This window comes from Nocardia sp. NPDC058176 (genome assembly GCF_042883805.1).
GTDB lineage: Bacteria > Actinomycetota > Actinomycetes > Mycobacteriales > Mycobacteriaceae > Nocardia.
The window spans coordinates 1,113,720-1,134,651 of the sequence record NZ_JBHVVA010000002.1 but is presented as its reverse complement, the minus strand read 5'-3'; the positions used below and the strand labels follow the sequence as shown (position 1 = coordinate 1,134,651).

Below are 20,932 nucleotides of genomic sequence, written 5' to 3'. Positions count from 1 at the left end.
ACAGCCGTAACTGCCGTTACTACCCGTCATGCCGGTGCAACAAACCTGTGGTGCCCTGTGACAGGAAATTCCCCGCAACGGGGAAAGGAGCGTGACGAGCAATGAGAAGAGCCGCGATCGTGGCACCCGTCCGCACGCCCAGTGGCGTGGAGGGTGGCGCACTATCGGGTATGCCCGCCGAATGGCTGGCGACCACGGTCCTGTCAGCCGTGATCGAGCGCTCGGGCATCGACCCACTACGTATCGAAGACGTCGCGATGGCCTGTACCGACGGCGGGCTCTCCGATGTTCCCGCGATCGGCGCACTGGCCGCGCGCGGTGCCGGCCTGCCCTTCTCGGTGCCCGGATTCCTCACCGACCGGCACGGCGGCAGCGGCCTGCAGGCGGTGATCACCGCGGCCATGATGGTGCAGACCGGGGCCGCCGATGTGGTCGTCGCCGGTGGCGTCGAATGCGCGACGACCCCGGCCGGGCTACCCGGTGGCACCGCCGGTCTGCGCAATGCCGAACGGCTCGCGCGCTACTACGGCATCGACCGCGGCGCGGCCGACGAATTCGCCGTCGCCAGTCATCGCAAGGCCGCGCGGGCCTGGCGCCAGGGCGCGTTCGGGGCGGAGGTGGTGCCGGTCGGCGTGGGCGGCGGCTTCGCCGAGCACCAGATCCGCCGCGACGAGGGCGTGCGCGACGACCTGTCGACCCACACCCTGGCCGGGCTGCGGCCGCTGCTCGCCGACGGTGTCGTGACCATCGGCAACATGAGTTCGCACCGGCTCGGCGCCTCGGCCTGCCTGGTCGTCGCCGAGGACCGCCTCACCGAGCTCGGGCTCACGCCCATGGCCTTCCTGGCCGGCTGGGCGGCCGCGGGCTGTGACAGCGAGGGGCCCGCGCTCGGCGCCGCGCCCGCGGTGGCCAAGCTGCTCGCCCGCACCGGCTGCGCGCTCGACGAGATCGACCTGCTCGAGATCAACGAGGGCTACGCGGTGGAGGTCCTCGCCCTGGCCACCGAGTGGGAACTCGACCCGCTGGGCAGGCTCAACGTCAACGGCTCCGACATCGCCCTCGGCCACCCGGTCGGCGCCACCGGCCTGCGCATCATGACCACGATGCTGCACGAGCTCGGCCGCACCGGCGGCCGCTTCGGGCTCGAGGCCATCGCCCTCGGCCACGACCACGGCATCGCCGCCCTGTTCGAGTCGGCCGAACAAGCCGAACCGGTGGAGGTACCGCGCGGTGCCCGCTTCCACGGCTCCCGTCCCCGCCGCCTGGGCAAACACCGCGCCTGAGCTGCAAACACCAGGAACCCGCGGCGCCAGCCGCCATATATACAGAGGTCGGCGCGGCGGTCCTGGTAGCAGGGCCGCCGCGCCGGTGAACAAGGTCTTGCCGGTGCGCGAGGTCTATTTGGTGCGCGGGCGGGAGTGGAAGCCCAGTCCCTCGTCCTGCGCGCCCATCCAGGCGGCCTCGTCGGACTTGCTGTCGGGGACGTAGATGGGTTCGGACCGGCGGGGAACGGCGAGCTCCGGCGGCGGTGCCTGCTCGAACTCCTCGGCGTCGATGACGAGCCGCTCGAGGTCGTTCTCCAACCGGCGCACGGTGGCCGCGTCGCCGTAGTTGGAGCGCAGTGCGCCGATCGATTGCCGGAGTTGGCCGACCGCGTAGCGCAGTTCCGCGATATCGCTGCGTGTCATCGTTACCTCCTGTGTATATGGCGGGCATACCGACTCGTCGGATCACTGGCACGCCCGTGAAACCCCGGGCCGCACTGCACCGAGTCGTGTGACTCACCACACAACGTGATCTCCACCACAGTAACTGAACTTTTCGGTTTCCGCCGAAGTTGGCCGGGATCGCGGAGTTGCTGTCCGGTAACTGTTCGGTACTCAGCCCGCGACCGCGTAGCGTCCGCGCACGCTCGCACCCGCCCGCTCGACCAGCGCGGTGATCGAATGGGCGACCTCCTCCGCGCGCTCGAGGATCACGCTGTGCCCCGCGCCCTCGATCCGCACCAGCTCGGCACCGGCGAGCTGGGAGGCCAGCACCACCGAATGCGTGAACGGCACCATGAGATCGGCCGAGCCCGCCAGCACGAGCGCGGGCAGATCGCCGAGCTTGCCGAGGGTGTGCGCCTCGTCGAAGTCGAGCAGCGAACTCAGGAAGCCCGAGACGGTCAGCAGCGGCGTCTCGTTGAGTACCGCCGTGGCGATGGCGACGATCCGCGGATTCACCCGCCGGGTACCCGCGCTGGCCTCGCGGATCAGCGGCCCGAAGATCCAGCGGGAGAAGCGCTTCGACGCCTGCATCACCCGCGGCGCCCTGACCACGGCGCGTTGCAGCGAGGCGACGGCGTGCCGGTTGAGCAGCCGGCCGAGGCCGACCTCGGTGATCCCGCCCGCCGCGCCCGCGATGAGCCCGATCCCGGCCACCCGGTGCCCGATCGTCGCCGGGAACAGCCGGGCGTAGGCCAGCAGCACCATCGCGCCCATGGAGTGCCCGACCAGGACGATCGGCCCGATCGGCGCGACCGCGCGCAGCACCGCGTCGAGATCGGTGGCCAGCTGGTCGATGGTGTAGGTGTCGTGGTGGGCGTGCCCGGATTCGCCGTGGCCGCGGTGGTCGTAGAAGACCATCCTGGTGTCGGTGTCCCAGTGCCGCAGCAGCTGTTCGCGCAGGAACGACCACGATTCGGTGTGCAGGCAGTGGCCGTGGACGAAGACGACGGTCAGCGGCGCGTCGACCGAACCGAAGCTACGGACCGCGATCGGCACACCGTCATCGGCGACGACTGTGGCACGGCGTCCGTCGAGGTCCGCGAAGTTCTCCGACATGTCGGGCCTCCTTCCTGCTGGGCTTTTCGGACTAGGTTTCCGGCCCGTTAGCCGCCTATACCTCGCGTTATCCACCCGATGCGCAACCGATCCCATTGCGGCCGTTCCCGTGATCGCAGGAATATCTACGGAAATCTAGGGTTCTGGCTAGATATATGCAGACAGGTATCGAGTAGAGACTCGTGAGGGTTGTCTTCGGCTTTCTTCGAAATGAACTAGAAACCCGAAGAGATTCATACGCTGCGCAGATACCGACCGAAGTGCGGCACGGTGAAGCCGATCGTGCCGCGCTCGGCGGAGTAGATCAGGCCCTTCTTGATCAGCCCGTCGCGGGCGGGGGAGACCGAGGCAGGCTTGCGGCCCAGCTCGGCGGCCACCGCCGCGGTCGCGACCGGGCCGTCGTCACCGGACAGATCGGCCATCGCGCGCATGTACTCGCGTTCGGCCGGGGTGGCGCGCTCGTAGCGCGAACCGAAGAAGCCGACCGCCAGCTCCTCCTCCGCCGCCGGGGCCGCCACCTCGACGTCCTCGGCGGTGATCGGGCTCTCCGGCGCCTGATCCCAGGCCGCCTTGCCGTAGGCCTGCACGAAATAGGGGTAGCCGTCGGCGCGCTGATACAGCGAGTCGAGCGCCTCGGAGGTGAACTTCACCTCCTCGCGTTCGGCCGGGGCGATCAGCGCCAGGTCGGCCGACTCCCGGTCCAGCCGATCGATCCGGTGGTAACTGAACAGTCGCTCGGAGTAGCTCTTGGACGCCGAGAGCACCGCGGGCAGATGCGGCAGTCCGGCACCGACCACGATCAACGGCGCGCCGTCTTGACTCAGCTCGTGGCAGGCGCCGCAGATCGCGGACACATCCGCCGGGCCCAGATCCTGCATCTCGTCGATGAAGACGCCGATCCCGACGCCGATGTCGGCGGCCAGCGCCGCGGCCTCCTTGAACAGCTCGATCAGGTCGATCTCGATGTCGCCGGAATCGGCCCGCCCGGTCACCGCGGGCACGTCGATGCCCGGCTGCCAGCGTTCCCGCATCCCCTTGTCGGCGGTGGCGCGCAGGGCGAAGGCCTTGAGGATGCCGAGGAAATCGTCGACACGCTCGGGATTGCGGTGCGCCATCGCGATCGCGCGCACCGACATGTGCAGGGCAGACGACAGTGGCCTGCGCAGATCCTGATCGGGCCGGGCCTCGATCTTGCCGGTGCCCCAGCCGCGCGAGATGGCGGCCGAGCGAAGCTGGTTGAGCAGCACGGTCTTTCCGACCCCGCGCAATCCGGTGAGCATCACGCTGCGTTCCGGCCTGCCGCGGGCGATCCGTTCGAGCACGATGTCGAACGCGGCGAGTTGCTTGTCGCGCCCGGCCAATTCGGGCGGACGCTGACCGGCGCCGGGAGCATACGGATTGCGCACGGGGTCCATGCCGGACAACCGTAGCGCGTCGCCACAGCGGAATCTCGGTAACTCTGGGCTGTGTCCTAGATACTGCTAGCGAACCCCAGACGTGTGAGTGGAACCGGAACGGAGCGCCCATGGTCGCAGAACCCGAATTCGACGGTCACGACCCGATGGTGACCTCCACCGCCGAGATCGTGGCGGGCTGGCCGCTGCCGCAGGGCGCCTACCTGGCCGACACCATCCGGCGCGGCCTGCTGGCCAGCATCGGCACCGGCTACGACGATCCGCAGGTGGTGGCCGACCTCGCCGTCGGTCCGCTGGTGATCGCGCTCGGCCGGATGGAGGTGGACCTGGCCGACGCGCGTCAGCGCATCGAGGAGCTCGAACGCGCCCTCGGGCTGCGTGATGGTCACGATCGATGACCGCGACGGCTCGGCGGAGATCGAGCCGTTACGCGTGGCGACACGCCGGTGATACGGGTCTTGTTCAGGGCTTTCACGCCCACGGGAAAACAACTTGCGCGCATCGCTGGACAGCATGAGGGCCAAGCCGTAATCTTCTCGTGACTTAGTGGAGTCTGTCGGTTCGTAAGAGAATCGGCGCCATGGGTCACCGCCGAAAGTCGTGATCGCCAAGCGATCCCGGTACACCACGGCGGGAGAGCAGCAAGATCGGAGACTCGTCTCGGTGGGTAAACACAGCTTGCAGCGGGATTCTCGTCTGCCGAATTCCGTCAAGGGTGCACTCGTCATGGGTGCGGTGGCCGCCACGACCGGTGCGATGCCCGCGATTTCGCAGGCCGCCACGATCAACATCCCCGGCCTCGGTAACTTCGATCTGCCGCCCGAGCTCGAGCAGCCCGCGCAGCAGCTGGAGAAGGAACTGCAGGCGATGGTGGCCCCGCAGGGCCAGGCCGCGCCGCAGCTGCCGAGCGTCACCTTCGACAATCCTTTCCAGCAGCAGCAGACGCCGGCCGACATCGCCCTCGATGCCGCGCGCACCAAGGTCGGCGCCCAGTACAACTGGGGCGCTGCCGGTCCGTCGAGCTTCGACTGCTCCGGTCTCGTGCAGTGGGCCTACCGCCAGGCCGGTGTCGAGCTGCCGCGCACCAGCTTCGAGCAGTCCCACGTGGGCGCGCCCGTCTCCTTCGACAACCTGCAGGCCGGTGACATCGTCATCACCAACGGTGGTGGCCACGTCGGCATCTACGCGGGCAACGGTCAGCTGCTGAACGCGGTGCAGTCGGGCACCCCGGTGTCCTACACCCAGCTCAGCGCCGACCAGGTCGTCACGGCACGCCGTATCGTCTAAGGGGTGTCCCCCGCGGAACAACGCTCCGTCACCCAGGCCCGCGTCGATTCGTGGATCTGGGCGGTCCGATTGTTCAAAACGCGCTCGGCCGCGGCGGAAGCCTGCCGCGCCGGGCACGTGCGCATCAACGGCGTCACCGTGAAACCGGCCCAGCCGGTACGCCTCGGTGACGAGATCAGGATCCGGCACGCCGGTCTGGAGCGGATCGTCGTCGTCGAGCGGATCATCCACAAGCGGGTCGGTCCGCCGATCGCCGCGCAGTGCCTGATCGACCGCTCGCCGCCGCCACCACCCAAGGAAGTCCTCGCCACGCTGCCGCAGCGTGATCGTGGTGCGGGCCGGCCCACGAAACGTGAACGCCGTGAGACCGATCGGCTGATGGGCCGCACCGACTAGGGCAGCGCCGCGATCTTGGCGGGAATCTCGATGTTCTCGTCGGCCCAGTACAGCGCGCACACCCGGTGGTAGCCGTCGGCGATCAGCATCGGGACATTTCGGCGGCAGTCGCCGCGCACCAGCAGAATCGGCGAGAGCTTCTTGTTCTCGTTGACCTTGAGCAGGTCCCTGCGCACATGTGGATTGTCCGGGGTGAGCGCTTCGAGCCGGGAGGCGCGCAGGATGTCCTTGGCCTTCTTCACCACCACCGGCGCCCGGCGCAGCTCCGCCACGATCGCCTCGACCACGTCGTCGGCGGCGAGCAGCGCGAGATAGTCGGCCGCGGCCGGATAGTCGTGGTCGTCCGGGGTGGCCTTCCACTGCACCGTGATGATCTGGTCTGCCATCGAACGATCATCCGCCGCGGCGGAGACAGATAGCGGGAGCGTTGCCAGATGTTATCGATTATTGGTGTGACCGGTGCCGAGCCGTTGTCGGTGAAATTTCGTTCGGTGGTCCCGGTCTGGGCGATCGCCTACGGTGGCAACTATGGGTGAGCGCACGCCGATGTTATCGACGCTTCTCGCCTGCTGTGTCGCCGCTGCCGCCACCGGCCCGCGGCTGCTGTGGCCGCGCGGCGCCGATCCGGAATTCCTCGACAGGCTCGAGTCCGCGCCCCTGCCCCCGGCCCACAACACCGTCGGGCTCACCGCGCTCGTCCAAGGGCAGCTGTCCGCGCCGACCGCGATCGTCGTCGAGGGCGTGCGCACGCTGCGGAGCACCTCGCTGACCATGGCGGCCTTCCTGATCCGCCATCCCAGCGCCACCTTCCTCGTCGACCCGGCGATCTGCGCCGGTGTGCACCAGCGGGTACTGCCCGAGCTGCCGTTCCCGGTGCCGCTGCTGGTCAGCCCCGAGCAGCCGGTGCACGGCCTGAGCGAGGTGCTGGCCGCCAACGACCTCACCGGCGCCGACATCGACTTCGTGCTGCCCACCCACCTGCACTGGGACCACGTCGCCGGACTCTACGAACTGCCCGGCTGGGTGCCCATCCGGGTGCCGAGCGTCGAATACCGCTGGGCCATGGGCGGATCGCACGCCCCCCTCGGCGTGGCCCGCGGCCCGTTGCGCGGCCGGATCTTCGACCTCTACGAACTCGACGGCCCACCCGTCCTCACCTTCGCCCGCAGCCACGACCTCCTCGGCGACGGCTCGGTCCTGCTCGTCGACCTGGCCGGACACACGCCCGGCAGCGTCGGCGTGCTCCTCGCCGTCGACGACGGAACCCGCGTCCTGCTCGCGGGCGACGCGGTCTGGAGCCGACTGCAGGTCGAACTCCTCCGCGAAACGGCACCCCTGCCCGGCCAGCTGGTCGACGCCGACCGCAACCTCGCCTTCGAAACCATCCACCGCCTCCACGCGCTCCCTGCCGACATCGAACTCATCCCTGGCCACGACCGGGCCGCCGTCGCGGCACGCACTGACCCCCGCGCGCACTGACCCCCGCGGTATCGCACGCGCTATCTCACGCCCTGACGCACGCGCCCACCTGCGTGCTGGCTCGTGCGTTGGTGTCCGGACCGACGCATCCGTGCGTGTGCGCCGACCGCGCCATGCCCAGGTTCACCCTGGGGCAGCCCGGCGAGCATCGCCGCGGCCTCACCGCACGGCGAGGCCCTCGGCGACGCTCGCATAGCGCGGTCGCCACTCCAGTTCCTCGTGGGCGAGTGCGCTCGAGATGCGCATCGACGTATCCGCCATGAGGGCGCCGATGTAGGGGACGGCGAGGCGGATCAGCCAGGCGGGCAGGCGGATCGGGCGTGGGGTCTGCTGACTGCGCGCGACCTCGGTGATGAACTCGCGCCAGGTGATCGGGGTGTCGTCGGCCAGGTTGTAGGCGCGGCCGGGGGTGCCTCGGTCGAGGGCGGCGACGGTCGCGGCGGCCGCGTCCTCGACGTGGATCCAGCTGTTCACGCCGCCGGGGCCGAGGGGGCCCACCGGGGCGTGCTTGCGCATCAGGTCGGCGAACAGGTCGCTGAACGCGCCGGGGCCGTAGAACAGTCCGTAGCGCAGCGCGATGCCGTCGACGCCCGCCGCGTCGAACACCTGCTCCTCGCCCGCGACGCAGGCGCGCACCACCTCGTCGGCCGCGCCGCCGTCGTAGACGCCGAACTGGTCGCGTTCGGTGAGCGGGCGCTCGCCGTGGTCGTGATAGCCGTAGCCGAGGATCAGCGACTGGACCAGGAAGCGGCGGGCGCCGAGCAGTTCGGCGGCGTCGAGCAGGTTGGCGGTGCCGTGGGTGCGCAGCAGGCCGGTCGGGTCGTCGACCGGGATCCGGCGTGCCGGCTTGGCTGCGCGCAGGGCGGTCGCCTGGTGGATCACCGCGTCGGCGCGTCGGCCGTCGAGTGCGCGCAGCAGCGCGTCGCGATCGAGGACGTCGGCGGCGATCGGCTCGGCGCCGAGTTCCTTCGCCAGCGCGTGGTTGGCCCGATTGCGGACGAGCGCGAGCACGGTGTGCCCGTTCGTGGTCAACGCGCGGATCAGTGGGCGGCCGATGGCACCGGTGGCGCCCGCGAGCAGAACCTGCATGATCGTTCCTTCCGGCTGAGGGTCATTCCCTGACTTCTGGACGGGATCCGCGGATCGTTTGTGACGGCCTGTGACTCGCTTCACGCCACACTGAGGTGACCGGGAGAATGTGCGATGTCACGGCGGGTCGACGGCGTGTCGGTGTGTATCGTGCGGCTCATGCGAGTCGACGGTCGGGAGATTCCCGTCACGGGAAGTCTCCTGCAGCCGCGGACCCGGCGTACCAGCGACATCGTCCGCGTCGTGCTGGCGGCGATGGGTGTCGGCGTGGTGGTCGCGGGCTCGCTGATCACCCGGCCGGAGTGGCTGGCACTGGAACGCTCGGTGTCCAACATCGTCGGCTTCCTGAGCCCGGACCAGTCGACGATGGTCTACCTGGTCTACGGAATGCTCATCCTGGCACTGCCGTTCGCCATCCTCATCGAACTGGTGCTGCGCAGGCAGTGGAAACTGCTCGCGGGCTACGCGGCCGCCGGCCTGCTCGCGGTCCTCGCCCTCTCGGTCACCGGGGCGGGCATCTCGACGCCGAAATGGCATCTGCCGGTGCCGGACCGGTTCGACACCTTCCTGTCGCAATTCCTCGACGACCCGCGCTGGATCGCCATGCTCGCGGCCATGCTCACCGTGTCCAGTCCCTGGCTGCCGGTGCGGCCGCGGCGCTGGATGTGGTTCCTGCTGTTGATGTTCGCGCCCATCCACCTGGTGGTCAGCTCGGTGGTGCCCGCGCGGGCGATGCTCGGGCTCGTCGTCGGCTGGCTGGTCGGCGCGGTGATCGTCTGGCTGGTCGGCACGCCCGCGCTCGAGGTACCGCTGGAGGCCGCGGTCCGCGTGCTGGCCCGGCGCGGATACACGGTGCGCGCCTTCCGGGTCGACCGGCCCGCGGGCCGCGGACCGCTGCTGCTGGCCACCGAGGTCGACGGGCCCGAATCCGAGCTCGTCGTGGAGATGTACGGCAAGAACCAGCGCAGCTTCGGTGCGATCCGGCAGGTGTGGCGCTGGATCACCTTCCGCTCCAGCGAGACCGCGCCGCTGCACGGATCGATGCACCGGGCCGTCGAGCATCGGGCGCTGCTCGGGATCGCGATCGGCGAGCTCGGCATGGCCGACAGCCATCAGGTCGCGGTGGCCGGGCTCGATCGCGGCTGGATGCTGTACGCGCACACCGTCCCCCGTGGCACGCCGATCCGGAAGCTGTCCGCGCAGGTGCTGCCCGGGGTGTGGCGCTCGCTGCTGCGCATGCACGAGAACCAGATCAGCCACGGCGATCTGCAACCGGACCAGGTGCGAGTCAGCCAGGGCGACACCCTGTTCGGCGGTTTCTCCGCCGCCGAGTTCGGCGCGTCCGAGGCGCAGCGGCAGACCGACATCGCGCAGCTGCTCGTGTCGACCACGTCGCTGTTCGGCAAGCGCGAGGCGGTGGCGACGGCGATCGAGGTGCTCGGCGAGGACACCGTCGTCACCGCGGCGCGGCGCCTGACCAAATCGGCCATGCCGACCGGCATCCGCAAATCGGTGCCCGAGTGGACCAAGGTGATGGCGACCGCGCGCGAGGAGGTGCGTTCCCAGACCGGCCACGACCGCATCCAGTCCGAACAGCTCACCCGCTTCACCCGCAACCAGATCATCCAGCTGGTGCTGCTGGTCGGGTTGGTCTACGTGGCCTACCCGTTCTTCAGCCAGGTGCCCACCTTCTTCAGCCAGCTGCGCACCCTCAACTGGTGGTGGGCGCTGCTCGGCCTCGCCATCTCCGGACTCACCTATGTCGGCGCCGCCGCCGCGCTCTGGGCCTGCGCGGACGGGCTGATCAAGGTGCGGTACCTGGTCGTGGAACAGCTGGCCAACACCTTCGTCGCGACGACCACGCCCGCCGGTGTCGGCGGATTGGCGCTGAGTGTGCGCTTCCTGCAGCAGGCCGGAATGACGACGATGCGCGCGACCGCGGCGGTGGCGCTGCAGCAATCGATGCAGGTGATCACCCATCTCACGCTGCTCGTCATCTTCAGTGTGATCGCCGGAACCTCGACGAATCTGGCCCACATCGTGCCCGACGCGTCGGTGCTGTACCTGGCCGCCGGGGTGGTCCTCGGGTTGGTCGGCGCGTTCATGTTCGTGCCGAAACTGCGCCGCTGGGTGAATCATTCGGTGCGCCCGCAGTTGAAGGAGGTCGTCGGCGAGCTGATCGACCTCGGTCGCGATCCGAAGCGGTTCGCGGTGATCGTCGGCGGATGTGGGGCGATCACGCTCGGCCAGGCGCTCGCGCTGTGGGCCAGCGTCGAAGCCTTCGGCGGCGGAACGAATTTCGTCACCGTCACCATCGTCACCATGATCGGCGGCACGCTGGCCTCGGCCGCGCCGACACCCGGTGGCGTCGGCGCGGTCGAGGCGGCACTGATCGGTGGCCTGGCGGCCTTCGGCGTCCCCGCCGAGATCGCGGTGCCCGCCGTCCTGCTCTACCGCGTCCTGACCTGCTGGATCCCGGTCGCCCTCGGCTGGCCGGTCATGCGCTGGATGAGCGAAAAGCAGATGATCTAGCCAGCCTGTCTGATCCACACGCGCCTTTTCGCCGTGCACGTTTCCCCCGGTCACCGTGCATGTTGACGGTCGTTTCGGCTGTCGCCGGGCGCTTGCCGAACGGGCTGTTCGGTCGGTTTGTGGAGATGATCGGCCGGGGGACGTGAACCGCCCCACAGCGCCCGCGGGTGGGTGCGGGGTGGGGTATCTGCGCCTAAACTGTCTGGGACGTAGCCGGATCATGACCGAAAGGTGTTTCTTCGATGGGATCCCGGACGGTGGTCGCCGACGTTGCCGACGAGTTGGCACGCCGGGTCGCCACCGGTGAGTACCGGCCCGGCGAGCTGATGCCGTCGGTGCGCCAGGTCGCCGAGGAGTTCGGGATGAACCGCGCGACCGCCCAGCTCACCCTCGGCAGGCTGGAGTCCTACGGCTTCGTCGAGGCGCGTCGCGGTAAGGGCTTCACCATCCGCGATGTGCGCGAAGCGGGCGGGATGGACGTCTACCGGCACCTGTTCCGGTTCTCCATCACCGCCCCCGCGGTCGCCGCGGAGATGTTCACCGACATCGTCGAGGTGGAGCGCGGCATCGTGCTCGAGGCCCTGCTCGGCTACACCGCCGCGGAGAAGGTGCTCGATCCGGCCGAACTGGCCGCCGCCGTCGACGAGCTCGAGGCGATGGCCCGCAACGCCGTGCCCGACCACCCGCGCATCATCGCCGCCGAGATGGCCCTGGTGCGCAGGCTGCTCGGCGTGCTCGGGATGAGCATGCAGCGCGCCGTGCTGAATTCGATCGCCGACATGGTCGTCGAGGTGCCGGAGGCGGTGGCCGCCTACTTCGCGGTCGCGGCCGACCTGCATGTGCTGGTCTGGCGGGCGCTGCTCGCGGTGTGGGATGCCGAGTCGGCGCCCTCGGAGGCTCAGCTCGCCCTGTTCGAGGACCTCTTCGCGCTCTATCACGAGAAGGTGATCGCCCGATTCGACGAGCTCGTCGGCGAGGCACCCGTCGAATCCACGGCGGCCACGGCCTGATCTTGTACTCAGCTGTCTGAGTCGGATTTGTCCTTCGTGTCCGAACCGTGGTGCCAGGGCAGATGGCGCCCCTGCGGCAGCACCGACTCCAGAATCGTGCCGACGTGCGGTGGGCGTGAGTTGGTCAGCCCGGACCCGACCATCACCCCGAGCGCGATCGACATCACCGACAGCAGCGCCGAGACCAGCACTTCCAGCCCGCCGGTCGCCGCGCCGCCGGTCGTGTGCAGCACCAGCTCCGAGACCCCGGTCAGGCTGATCCCGCCGGGTACCAGCATCCAGAACGCGGGCAGGAACGCCACCTGGGTCGGCGGCGCGTGCTTGCGGCCCTGGATCAGATAGGCGGCCGGTACCGCGATGAGTCCGCCGAGGAACGCGCCGGTCAGCGGGCCGGACACGGTCTTGCCGACCAACTGCGCGGCGAAGGTGATGTAGAGGACCAGCAGCAGCCAGCCCACCGAATTCTGCGGCGCGCTCGACCGCCACGAGTGCCCGTAACAGATCAGCAGCACCCCGAGCAGCGGTGCCCACCAGCCCAACCGGGCGTCGCTCACCGGCGGCGTCTCCAGCTGCCCGAGCACACTGATCCCGATGTAGATGCCGAACGCGAGCAGGAACAGCATGTTGATGCCGTAGACGACCCGGCTCGCGCCCGCGACCATCGATCCCGTCGCCAGCTCGATCGTGCCGTTGGTGAGCATCGCGCCGGGCAGCAGCGTCGCGACCGCCGGAATCAGCAACTGCTGCGGTTGCCCACCGGCGAGCGTGCCGGGAAACCCGAAGGCCAGCGCCGCGACCAGCGCCGAGGCGACCACCGGCAGCGCCATCGACAGCAGCCGCACCCGGTCGGCGAGCTGGGTGAGCACGCCGACGACCAAACCGAGCACCACATAGCCGACCAGCGCCCGCGCGCCCGGATTGAGCATCATCCCCAGGCCGACCGTCAGCACGACCTGCCCGAGCAGGATCAGCCACGGCGGGCTGCCGGGCTTCGCCGCCAGCAGCGCGTCGAGGTCGTCGGAGGCCCGCGTCGGCGGCGGCGCGTCCCGCTCGATGGTGTCGATGAGCCGGTACAGCCCGGCGATCTGGTCCAGCGGCAGGGTGCCGACGCGCGCGTCGAGCATGTCGACCGCCGAGTCGCCGACCGTGCGCACCCGCACGAACACCGCCGTCGGCAGCACCATGAAGTGGATGTTGTCGCTGCCGTAGCGCCGGGACAGCTTGTCGAGGATCTCCTGCACCCGCGCCGAGGTCTCACCCGCCCCGACCAGCGCGACCCCGATGCGGCAGAGCAGGTTCAGCAGATCGGCGGGCACCGGCGGTTCGGCCGGAGGTTTCGGAATCGGCCGGGTCGGCAGGGCCGCGGTGTACTGCGCCCGGGCGTTGGCGATCGCGCGCTCCACCCGGAACCGGGCGGCTTTCCAGCTGGTGTACCTGTGCTCGGAGTCCATGTCACCGCCGTCCGCAACCGTTGGGCCATGGTGCGTGGCGATGCCCGTCCTCGCGCATCGCCCGCATCGCGGGTGAGATAGGGCGAGTCTAGGGGTATTGGCGGCGCTGCCGGGAGCGTGTGTGCTCCCGGCACGCGTGGATCACCCGTTGAGCTTGGTCAGGCGGTCGTAGGCCGTGACGTACTCCTCGACGAGGCGGTTGATCACATCCGCGCTGCGTTCGACCTTGTTCATCATGCCGACCACCTGGCCGACCGGATTGAAGTTCACGTCCTTGGCCGCCTCGGGGTAGCGGTGCCCGCGCTTCACGCCGTCGAGGGCCACCATCATCTGCAGCGGCATCGGCAGCGGGTCGGGAGTGTCGGTGGCCTCCCAGGCGTCGGTCCAGTCGTTGCGCAGCATGCGGCACGGCTTGCCGGTCCACGAGCGCGAGCGGATGGTGTCGTGGCTGCTGGCGTCGAGGTAGGTGCTCATCTGCGCGGGCGGCACATTGGCCTCCTCGACGGTGAGCCACAGCGAGCCGGTCCACGCGCCCGCCGCGCCCATCGCCAGCGCCGCCGCGACCTGCGCGCCGTTGCCGATGCCGCCGGCCGCGAGCACCGGCAGATCGCCGACGGCGTCGATGACCTGCGGCCACAGCACCAGCGATGACACCTCACCGCAGTGTCCGCCGCCCTCGGTGCCCTGACACACCACGAAGTCGAGCCCGGCGTCCTTGTGGTTCTGCGCGTGCTTCACCGAGCCGCACAGCGCGCCGATCACCCGGCCCGACTCCTGGATCCGCGCCACCACATCGGCGGGCGGGGTGCCGAGCGCGTTGGCGACCAGCTTGGCCTTCGGATGGTTCAGGATCACGTCCACCTGCGGACCGGCGGTGGTCGCGGTCCAGCCGAGCAGCTCGTTGTGGTGCTCGCCGTCGGGCAGGGCGGGCACGTTGTGCTCGGTGAGGATCTGCTGGGCGAAGTCGCGATGGCCCTGCGGAACCATCTGCGCCAGCTGCTTTTCCAGCTGCTCGGGACTGAGCCCGTCGACGCCCTTGCCCTCGTACTTCGACGGGATCACCAGGTCGACGCCGTAGATCCCGGTGACGTGCTCGTCGAGCCAGGCCAGCTCGACCTCGAGTTCCTCGGCGGTGAAGCCGACCGCCCCGAGCACCCCCAGCCCGCCCGCGTTGCTCACCGCTGCCACCACGTCGCGGCAGTGGGTGAAGGCGAAGAGGGGGAACTCGATGCCGAGCTGTTCGCAGAATTCGGTACGCATACCGAACTGTAACACGTTCTAGTTTGTCTGAGAATGGTCGATTTCAGGCAGCGGCGTCCTCGAGCGCGGCCAGCGAATCCTCCAGGTGGTCGAGCAATCGGTGCAGGTCGGGCAGGGTGCGACGGCATCCGACCAGACCGAAATCGAGGTTGTCGCCATTGGAGGTGAGGGTGATGTTCACGGCCTGGCCGTCCAGTGGGATGGACAGCGGATAGGCGGCATCCAGGCGCGCGCCGTTCCAGTACAGCGGCTCGCGCGCCCCCGGCACATTCGAGATGACGATGTTGAACGGCGGCGTCCCCATCGAGGCGAACCCGGGCAGCAGCATCGCCGCCATCGGACTCAGCATCACCCCGGCCACCGCCAGCGTCTGCGCCGGCGTGAGCGAGCGATACACCTCCTTGTTGCGTTGCGTCGATTCACTCACCACCCGCAGCCGCTCCAGCGGATCGGCGACATCGGTGCCCAGATTGCACAGCAGCGCGGCGATCTTCACGCCCTGGGTGTCGGTGTCGTCGGGATCGCGCAGCGACATCGGCACCATCGCGATCATCGGCTTGTCCGGTAAGGCGTTGCGCTCCAGCAGATACGACCGCAGCGCCCCGGCCGACATCGCCAGCACCACATCGTTGACGGTGGTGCCCGTCGCCTTCTTCACCTGCTTGACCCGGTCCATCGACCAGCTGCGCACCGCGCACTTGCGCGCACCACCGATCGGCACATTGAACAGCGTGCGCGGCGCCTCGAACGGCAGCGTCAGCTGCTGCTGCAACAGGCCGGTGCGGGTGGCCCGCATGAGCGCCGCCGTCGCCGAGGCCGCCGAGTTCATGCCGCCGAGCAGCCCGCCCAGCCCCGACTTCGACTGCGCGCGGGCCTCCGGGCGCTGCTTGCGCGGCAGGTTCCACGGCGTCTTCACCTCGGCGGCGAACGGATCGGTGGTGAGCGTGCGGCGTAACAGCCGCTGCGCGGACACCCCGTCGATGAGCGCGTGGTGCATCTTCGAATACAGCGCGAAGCGGCCGTCGGCCAGGCCCTCGACGAAATGCAGCTCCCACATCGGGCGGTGCCGGTCGAGCAGTGCGCTGTGCAGCGTCGAGGTGTGGTCGAGCAGTTGGCCGATCCGGCCCGGCGCGGGCAGGGCGCTGCGCTGCACGTGATAGTCCAGGTCGACCTCGTCGTCCTGAGCCCAGGCCAGCTGGGGCGCGCCGAGCCAGGTGGCCGGTCGCTTGCGGAAGGTGGGGCGGAAGGTCTTGTCCGCCAGCAGTGCGTCGCGGAACTCCCGCAGATAGTCCGGCCCCGCGTCTTCGGGCGGCTCGAACAGCTGCAGTGAGCCGACATGCATCGGGTGTTCGCGCGACTCCGCGAGTAGGAACAGCGCATCCAACGGCGCGATGAACTCCATGACTGATCGCCCCCTGACGAGAGTGGTTCATGCGAATCTGTAGACGATCGACCACGCTGTCGGGTCGGCGCGCGAACAACACGCGCCGTGCTCCAAGTTACCCGGACGTATGGACCCGCGTCAGGCGAACGCGCGCAGCGGGGTACCCGGGTGAGACGTGCGGATCAGACCCGGACGGTCTCGGTGCGATGCTGCTGCTCCGCGTCGTCGGCATCGGCCACCGGCTGCCGTTCGGTGGGTTCGGTTGCCGCGTCGGCGGTCTCGGCGACCTGGCCCGCGACGGTCTGCTCCGCGACCGGCTCGGCGACGGCTTCGACCGGCCCGGCAACGGTGGTGACCGGCGCCGTTTCGGTGGCGACCGGCTCGGCGACGGTGGCGACCGGCTGTGCCTCGGCCTCGACCGGAGCCGCGGCCTGCGCCGGAACCGCGGCTACCGCAGGACCTTTCGTGGCGACCGCGATGCCGAGCTCGAGCCGGGTGATCTCCACCAGCGCCCGCTCCTGCTCGGCGGCATGGCGCATCGCCTTCTGCCACAGCGAGGCCATCTCTTCGATCTCGTCGACGGTGGCCTCCACATCGATGTGCAGCTTGAGCCGCTGCATGGTGATGTGCTGGGCGGCGGTGAGCGTGCGCAGCAGGTCCTCGCACTTGCTCGAGATGCGGCGATGGGACACCACCCGCAGGCGGGTCAGCATGCCGCTGGGCCGGTCCCAGATCACCTTGTGGATCTGCGCGCCGACGCCGTCGATCTCCTCGACGGTGACCAGATCCCATTCGCCACAGTTGGTCAGATCGGCCCGCACCGAGGCCGAGGTCTCCAGGATCGAGGCGACCGCGGCGAGCACGGCCTCGCGCCGCCACGCCTCGTGATCACGCTGATCGCCCACCATGTTCGACAGCTCGACATTGCGCTGCGCGGCGTCGAGCGCCTGCCTGCCGCGCTCGTCGGCCGCCGCGATGCCTTCGCGATGCGTGCGGTTGTTGGCGATGACGCCGACCAGAACTGCTGCGGCGACGACGAGCGAACCGAGGAGTGGGAGCCACTGAGTCACCCGCCGATCATTGCATCGTGGCTCCGCACAGTCACCATGATCGGCGCGTTGCCCCGATGTCGCCGGGGGTGTCGGGCTCAGTTCGGTGCCGGAACCCGGTGCAGGAAGGCGACCAGCGGGGCCAGTTCGGGGAGTTGTTCGGCGTCCGAAAGTGCTTGCTCCAGTGCGTGATCATGCGTCGGCCGCGCCTTTTCGTATGTGGCGCGACCGGTTTCGGTGAGCTCGGTGTAGATGCCACGACGGTCGTCGGCGCACAGCACCCGCACCAGCAGGCCCCGGTTCTCCAGCCGGTTGACCAGCCGGGTCGTCGCGCTCGCCGACAGCGCGGCGGCACGGGCGAGCTGGGAGATCCGCATGTGCCAGCCGTCCTGGCGGGCGAGCGCGTCGAGCACGGTGTACTCCACGACTGACAGTTCGTGCTCGCGCACCAGCTCGCGCTCCAGCGCGGACTCGATGTGCCCGTGCAGCGCGGCCAGGGTGCGCCAGCCCGTCGCCCGCACCTCGACGGCGTCATCCGCAATGCCCATGTGCCGAGTGTAGCTGGCGGTTGCAATAGAGCGCGTGTGCAACTATCGTCGCCTGTTGTTAGTTGCACACGCTTGTTATCGGCGTCTGGTGAAAGGAAGCGCGCACATGCCACTCGGTCTCATCGCCCTCGCGCTCGGGGGCTTCGGCATCGGACTCACCGAGTTCGTCATCGCGGGGCTGCTCTCGCCGGTCGCCGCCGATCTCGGGGTCTCGGTGCCGACGGCCGGGTATCTCATCTCCGGCTACGCGCTCGCCGTCGTCGTCGGGGCGCTCGGGCTCACCCCGGTGGTCAACCGGTGGCAGCCCAAGCGGGCATTGCAGCTGCTCATGGTGCTGTTCATCGTCGGCAATGCGGCCTCGGCGCTGGCTCCCGGCTATGCGGCGCTGCTCGGCGGGCGCGTCCTCGCCGCGCTTGCCCACGGCGCGTTCTTCGGGATCGGCGCGGTCCTGGCGTCCTCGCTGGTGGCGCCGGAGAAGAAGGCGGGGGCCATCTCGATCATGTTCGGCGGGCTCACCGTCGCCAATGTGCTCGGCGTCCCGCTCGGCACCTTCATCGGTCAGGAGTGGGGCTGGCGGGCGACCTTCGCGGTGATCACCGTCGTCGGCCTGATCGCGCTGGCCGGGATCGCCGCGCTCGTCCCCGACGCGCCCGCCGCGAGCGCCCGCCCGAACCTGCGCGCCGAGCTCTCGGTGTTCCGCAACACCCAGGTCTGGTACTCGCTGGCCATGACCGTGCTGGTGTTCGGCGGCATGTTCGGCGCGTTCATGTACATCGAGCCGCTGCTCACCCGCGTCACCGGCTTCTCCGACGGCATGGTGCCCTGGCTGCTCGTGCTCTTCGGCGTCGGCCTGTTCTTCGGCAACCTGTTCGGCGGCCGCTGGGCCGACCGCGCGCTCACCCGCACCCTGCTCGCGCTCACCGTGAGCCTCGGCCTCGCCCTCGCCGCGTTCGCCCTGCTCGCCGACCACAAGATCGCCGCTCTGCTCCTGCTCCCGGCGATGGGCTTCTTCGGCTTCGGAGCCACCCCCGGCCTGCAGATGCGCGTCCTCGACCATGCCGCCGACGCGCCCACTCTCGCGTCCTCGGCCAATATCGCGGCCTTCAACGTCGGCAACTTTCTGGGCGTCTGGTTGTCGGGCCTGGCCATCAGCGCGGGCTTCGGGTGGGTATCCCCGCTGTGGGTGGGTGTGGGGTTCGCCGTCACCGGGTTGGTCGTGCTGATCGCGGCCACGCGGGGTGAGCGGGCAACGTCGACCGAGGAAGCGGAGCCGATCGCGGTCTAGCTGGTACTCGCGTGGCCTCGGCGGCGCGCGGGATGCGGTTTCGGGGTGCCGGCTCGGCCCGGTCGTCGAGATCGTGGGAGCGGAGTGAGATGAACCCCTTCACGAGGTATCGGCATGGTGGAAAGCCGAAGTCCCCGGTAGCGGACTGCGCTACCGGGGACTTCGGTCGTGACTAGTTCGCCGGGACCGGGGTGGTGGTCGTCGGTTCCACGGTCGTGGTCGGCGGCACCGCCGTGGTCTCGGTGGTGCTCGAGCTCTCCGTGGTTGTCACCGGGGCGGCGGCCCGGTTGGTGACAGGCTCCGGAGCGGGGGCCGACGGGGCGGTGGTCTCGGACGGGGTGGTCGTCGACGGGGTCGTGGTCGGCGTGGTGGTGGTCGGCTCCGTCGTCTTGGACCTCGTGGTGGGCTCGGTCGTCTTGGTTGTGGTGCTCGGCTCGGTCGTCTTCGACGTGGTGGTGGTCTTGGACGTGGTCGTCGAGGTGGTGGTCTTCGACGTGGTCTTGGCCGCCGAAGTCGTCGTCGGCGCCTGCCTGGTGCTCGTCGCCGCCTCGCGCGCCGCGGCCAGGTCGGCCGGTTCCGGCGCGGCCTTGGTGTTCACCGGCTCGCCCGCCTGCGCCTGCTTGGCCAGGTGCGTCAGCCATGCCGCCGCGTACTCGGCCGAGGTCAGCGGCTTGCCGTTCGCCTCATCGGAGTCACGCCAGTAGTCGAAGTGGTGACCGGTCCCGTTCGGGCCGAGGGTGAGCTGGTACGGATCGCTCAGCGCCACCGGAATGGTGTTCTGGTTGGTGATGATCAGCCCGACGATCTCGTTGAAGATCTTCTGCGGCAGGTAGGCCAGCGGCGAGATCTGCTCGGCGGCAATGGCGTCGGCCTGCGACGGTGCCTTCGTCTCGCCGGGCACGTAATCCGGATCGGAGACCTTGAGCAGCACGTCGAGGAAGGTCTCGTCGCTGGCCATCCAGTTCGGGTTGGCGCCGATGTCGGAGAAGGCCGCCATCGCGATCCGGCCGAGGGTGAAGGCCATGTCCTGGCCGGTGGCCGGGGTCAGCCCGTCGCGTTCCAGATCGTCGACATTGATCTGCCTGCCCACATTGGCCGCCAGCTGCAGCAGCGAGATGTTCTTGGGGGCGGCGCAGGTGAGGTCGCCCTCGGAGCAGAACGACGCGATCTTGCCGTTGAGCGCACCGAAGTCGCCGCCGGTGGTCACGCCCTTGCCCGAGACCGGGGTCCGGCCGTCCTGGTATCGCTGGTCGAAACCGTCCGGGTTGGCGAAGGGGTCCTCGGCGCCGATGAACGGACCGTCACCGGCCGCGCGACCCGCGTCGGCGAACATGACCACACCGAGCACGTCATCGGGATTCACCACATCGAACCCGTCGTCCGGGCTGTCGTTGCCGATGCCCTCGGCCACCCGCCGCACCACGTCGGCACCCTCGCTGTATCCGACGATGGAGAACTTGGTGTCCGGGCAGGCCGCCGAGATCTCGCGCATCACCTGCTGAGTGTTGGCCACCCCCGCGTTGACCGCGTCCTCATACGAGGACATGTTCGCCGGATAGGCGATGTACACCGCCGCGTACTGTCCATCGGCCACACTCGAGGCGGGCGCGTTCACCACCGGATCCACCCACACACTGCTGTGATCCCCCGACAACGCCGCGGGCAGCGGATTCCCGTTGGCATCGAGCAGCATCGCGGTGGTCCCCGCGACCGGAGTGTCGTTACGCCCCGCCACCGAGATGGTCACCATCTCCCGGCACTCGGTCACCGAGGTGGTGAGCTCGTACTCCGGCGACGGCGCCTGCGACGTCACCGCGAACGACGCCGCGACAATCGCCGCGACACCCAACGCCGCGGGCGCGGCAACAGCCGAAGCGATCCGATGTTTCGCAAGGAACTCACGCAGATTCATGGCAGTTTCC

19 protein-coding genes are annotated in these 20,932 nt (G+C 69.4%); 8 read left to right on the top strand and 11 right to left on the bottom strand.

From position 1 onward, the window contains the following. The first annotated feature begins 101 nt into the window (after positions 1-101). Positions 102-1,283, top strand: a complete 1,182-nt coding sequence (locus ACFVVM_RS17795) for an acetyl-CoA acetyltransferase (protein WP_387618984.1) — start codon at positions 102-104, stop codon at positions 1,281-1,283. A gap of 114 nt (positions 1,284-1,397) precedes the next feature. Here ACFVVM_RS17795 and ACFVVM_RS17790 read toward each other — a convergent pair whose 3' ends face one another. The 3 genes from ACFVVM_RS17790 to ACFVVM_RS17780 all read right to left on the bottom strand — a co-directional run bounded on the left by ACFVVM_RS17790 (position 1,398) and on the right by ACFVVM_RS17780 (position 4,240). After that, the gene (locus ACFVVM_RS17790; RefSeq protein WP_071930967.1) at positions 1,398-1,688 is read right to left on the bottom strand and encodes a hypothetical protein; all 291 of its coding nucleotides are present in this window, start codon (positions 1,686-1,688) and stop codon (positions 1,398-1,400) included. A gap of 192 nt (positions 1,689-1,880) precedes the next feature. Further along, positions 1,881-2,825, bottom strand: coding sequence for an alpha/beta fold hydrolase (locus ACFVVM_RS17785; RefSeq protein WP_387618981.1), 945 nt, complete (start codon positions 2,823-2,825; stop codon positions 1,881-1,883). Between the two features lie 233 nt (positions 2,826-3,058). Next, the gene (locus tag ACFVVM_RS17780) at positions 3,059-4,240 is read right to left on the bottom strand and encodes an AAA family ATPase (RefSeq protein WP_387618979.1); all 1,182 of its coding nucleotides are present in this window, start codon (positions 4,238-4,240) and stop codon (positions 3,059-3,061) included. A gap of 110 nt (positions 4,241-4,350) precedes the next feature. On the opposite strand from ACFVVM_RS17780, the gene ACFVVM_RS17775 reads away from it, so the two are divergent. The 3 genes from ACFVVM_RS17775 to ACFVVM_RS17765 all read left to right on the top strand — a co-directional run bounded on the left by ACFVVM_RS17775 (position 4,351) and on the right by ACFVVM_RS17765 (position 5,923). Continuing rightward, positions 4,351-4,638 carry a hypothetical protein gene (locus tag ACFVVM_RS17775; protein ID WP_387618976.1) on the top strand — a complete coding sequence of 96 codons (288 nt, stop codon included), beginning with the start codon at positions 4,351-4,353 and terminating at the stop codon, positions 4,636-4,638. Between the two features lie 328 nt (positions 4,639-4,966). Continuing rightward, a complete protein-coding gene (locus ACFVVM_RS17770) occupies positions 4,967-5,527 on the top strand; it encodes a C40 family peptidase (RefSeq protein WP_387619289.1) in 561 nt (186 codons plus the stop codon). 3 nt (positions 5,528-5,530) lie between these two features. Continuing rightward, a complete protein-coding gene (locus ACFVVM_RS17765; protein WP_387618973.1) occupies positions 5,531-5,923 on the top strand; it encodes an RNA-binding S4 domain-containing protein in 393 nt (130 codons plus the stop codon). On the opposite strand, the gene ACFVVM_RS17760 is transcribed toward ACFVVM_RS17765, so the two are convergent. Beyond that, positions 5,920-6,297, bottom strand: coding sequence for a hypothetical protein (locus ACFVVM_RS17760; protein ID WP_387619286.1), 378 nt, complete (start codon positions 6,295-6,297; stop codon positions 5,920-5,922). The two genes, ACFVVM_RS17765 and ACFVVM_RS17760, sit on opposite strands and share 4 nt — an antisense overlap. A gap of 154 nt (positions 6,298-6,451) precedes the next feature. Here ACFVVM_RS17760 and ACFVVM_RS17755 point away from each other — a divergent pair, with 154 nt between their 5' ends. Beyond that, positions 6,452-7,402, top strand: coding sequence for an MBL fold metallo-hydrolase (locus ACFVVM_RS17755; RefSeq protein WP_387618970.1), 951 nt, complete (start codon positions 6,452-6,454; stop codon positions 7,400-7,402). Between the two features lie 159 nt (positions 7,403-7,561). On the opposite strand, the gene ACFVVM_RS17750 is transcribed toward ACFVVM_RS17755, so the two are convergent. Beyond that, positions 7,562-8,491: an NAD-dependent epimerase/dehydratase family protein gene (locus ACFVVM_RS17750; RefSeq protein ID WP_387618967.1), complete on the bottom strand. Its 930-nt coding sequence runs from the start codon at positions 8,489-8,491 to the stop codon at positions 7,562-7,564. Between the two features lie 159 nt (positions 8,492-8,650). Here ACFVVM_RS17750 and ACFVVM_RS17745 point away from each other — a divergent pair, with 159 nt between their 5' ends. Together ACFVVM_RS17745 and ACFVVM_RS17740 are read left to right on the top strand one after the other, a co-directional pair. Further along, positions 8,651-11,023 (top strand): lysylphosphatidylglycerol synthase domain-containing protein, encoded by a 2,373-nt coding sequence (locus tag ACFVVM_RS17745; RefSeq protein ID WP_387618965.1) that lies wholly within the window; start codon positions 8,651-8,653, stop codon positions 11,021-11,023. A gap of 242 nt (positions 11,024-11,265) precedes the next feature. Continuing rightward, positions 11,266-12,033, top strand: coding sequence for a GntR family transcriptional regulator (locus tag ACFVVM_RS17740; protein WP_387618962.1), 768 nt, complete (start codon positions 11,266-11,268; stop codon positions 12,031-12,033). 8 nt (positions 12,034-12,041) lie between these two features. Here ACFVVM_RS17740 and ACFVVM_RS17735 read toward each other — a convergent pair whose 3' ends face one another. From ACFVVM_RS17735 to ACFVVM_RS17715, 5 genes are all read right to left on the bottom strand, one after another. After that, positions 12,042-13,484, bottom strand: a complete 1,443-nt coding sequence (locus tag ACFVVM_RS17735; RefSeq protein WP_387618959.1) for a threonine/serine exporter ThrE family protein — start codon at positions 13,482-13,484, stop codon at positions 12,042-12,044. Between the two features lie 141 nt (positions 13,485-13,625). Further along, positions 13,626-14,744, bottom strand: a complete 1,119-nt coding sequence (locus ACFVVM_RS17730) for an NAD(P)H-dependent flavin oxidoreductase (protein ID WP_387618956.1) — start codon at positions 14,742-14,744, stop codon at positions 13,626-13,628. A gap of 43 nt (positions 14,745-14,787) precedes the next feature. After that, positions 14,788-16,146, bottom strand: a complete 1,359-nt coding sequence (locus tag ACFVVM_RS17725) for a wax ester/triacylglycerol synthase family O-acyltransferase (RefSeq protein WP_387618953.1) — start codon at positions 16,144-16,146, stop codon at positions 14,788-14,790. A gap of 164 nt (positions 16,147-16,310) precedes the next feature. After that, complete coding sequence (locus tag ACFVVM_RS17720) at positions 16,311-17,198, bottom strand: hypothetical protein (RefSeq protein ID WP_387618951.1); 888 nt, start codon at positions 17,196-17,198, stop codon at positions 16,311-16,313. A gap of 77 nt (positions 17,199-17,275) precedes the next feature. Continuing rightward, positions 17,276-17,725: a MarR family winged helix-turn-helix transcriptional regulator gene (locus ACFVVM_RS17715; protein WP_387618948.1), complete on the bottom strand. Its 450-nt coding sequence runs from the start codon at positions 17,723-17,725 to the stop codon at positions 17,276-17,278. A gap of 106 nt (positions 17,726-17,831) precedes the next feature. On the opposite strand from ACFVVM_RS17715, the gene ACFVVM_RS17710 reads away from it, so the two are divergent. Continuing rightward, on the top strand, positions 17,832-19,010 hold the full coding sequence (locus ACFVVM_RS17710) for an MFS transporter (RefSeq protein ID WP_387618945.1): 1,179 nt from the start codon (positions 17,832-17,834) through the stop codon (positions 19,008-19,010). A gap of 172 nt (positions 19,011-19,182) precedes the next feature. Here the strand turns inward: ACFVVM_RS17710 and ACFVVM_RS17705 are convergent, their stop codons facing one another. Next, a complete protein-coding gene (locus ACFVVM_RS17705; RefSeq protein WP_387618942.1) occupies positions 19,183-20,922 on the bottom strand; it encodes a cutinase family protein in 1,740 nt (579 codons plus the stop codon). Positions 20,923-20,932 lie beyond the last annotated feature (10 nt).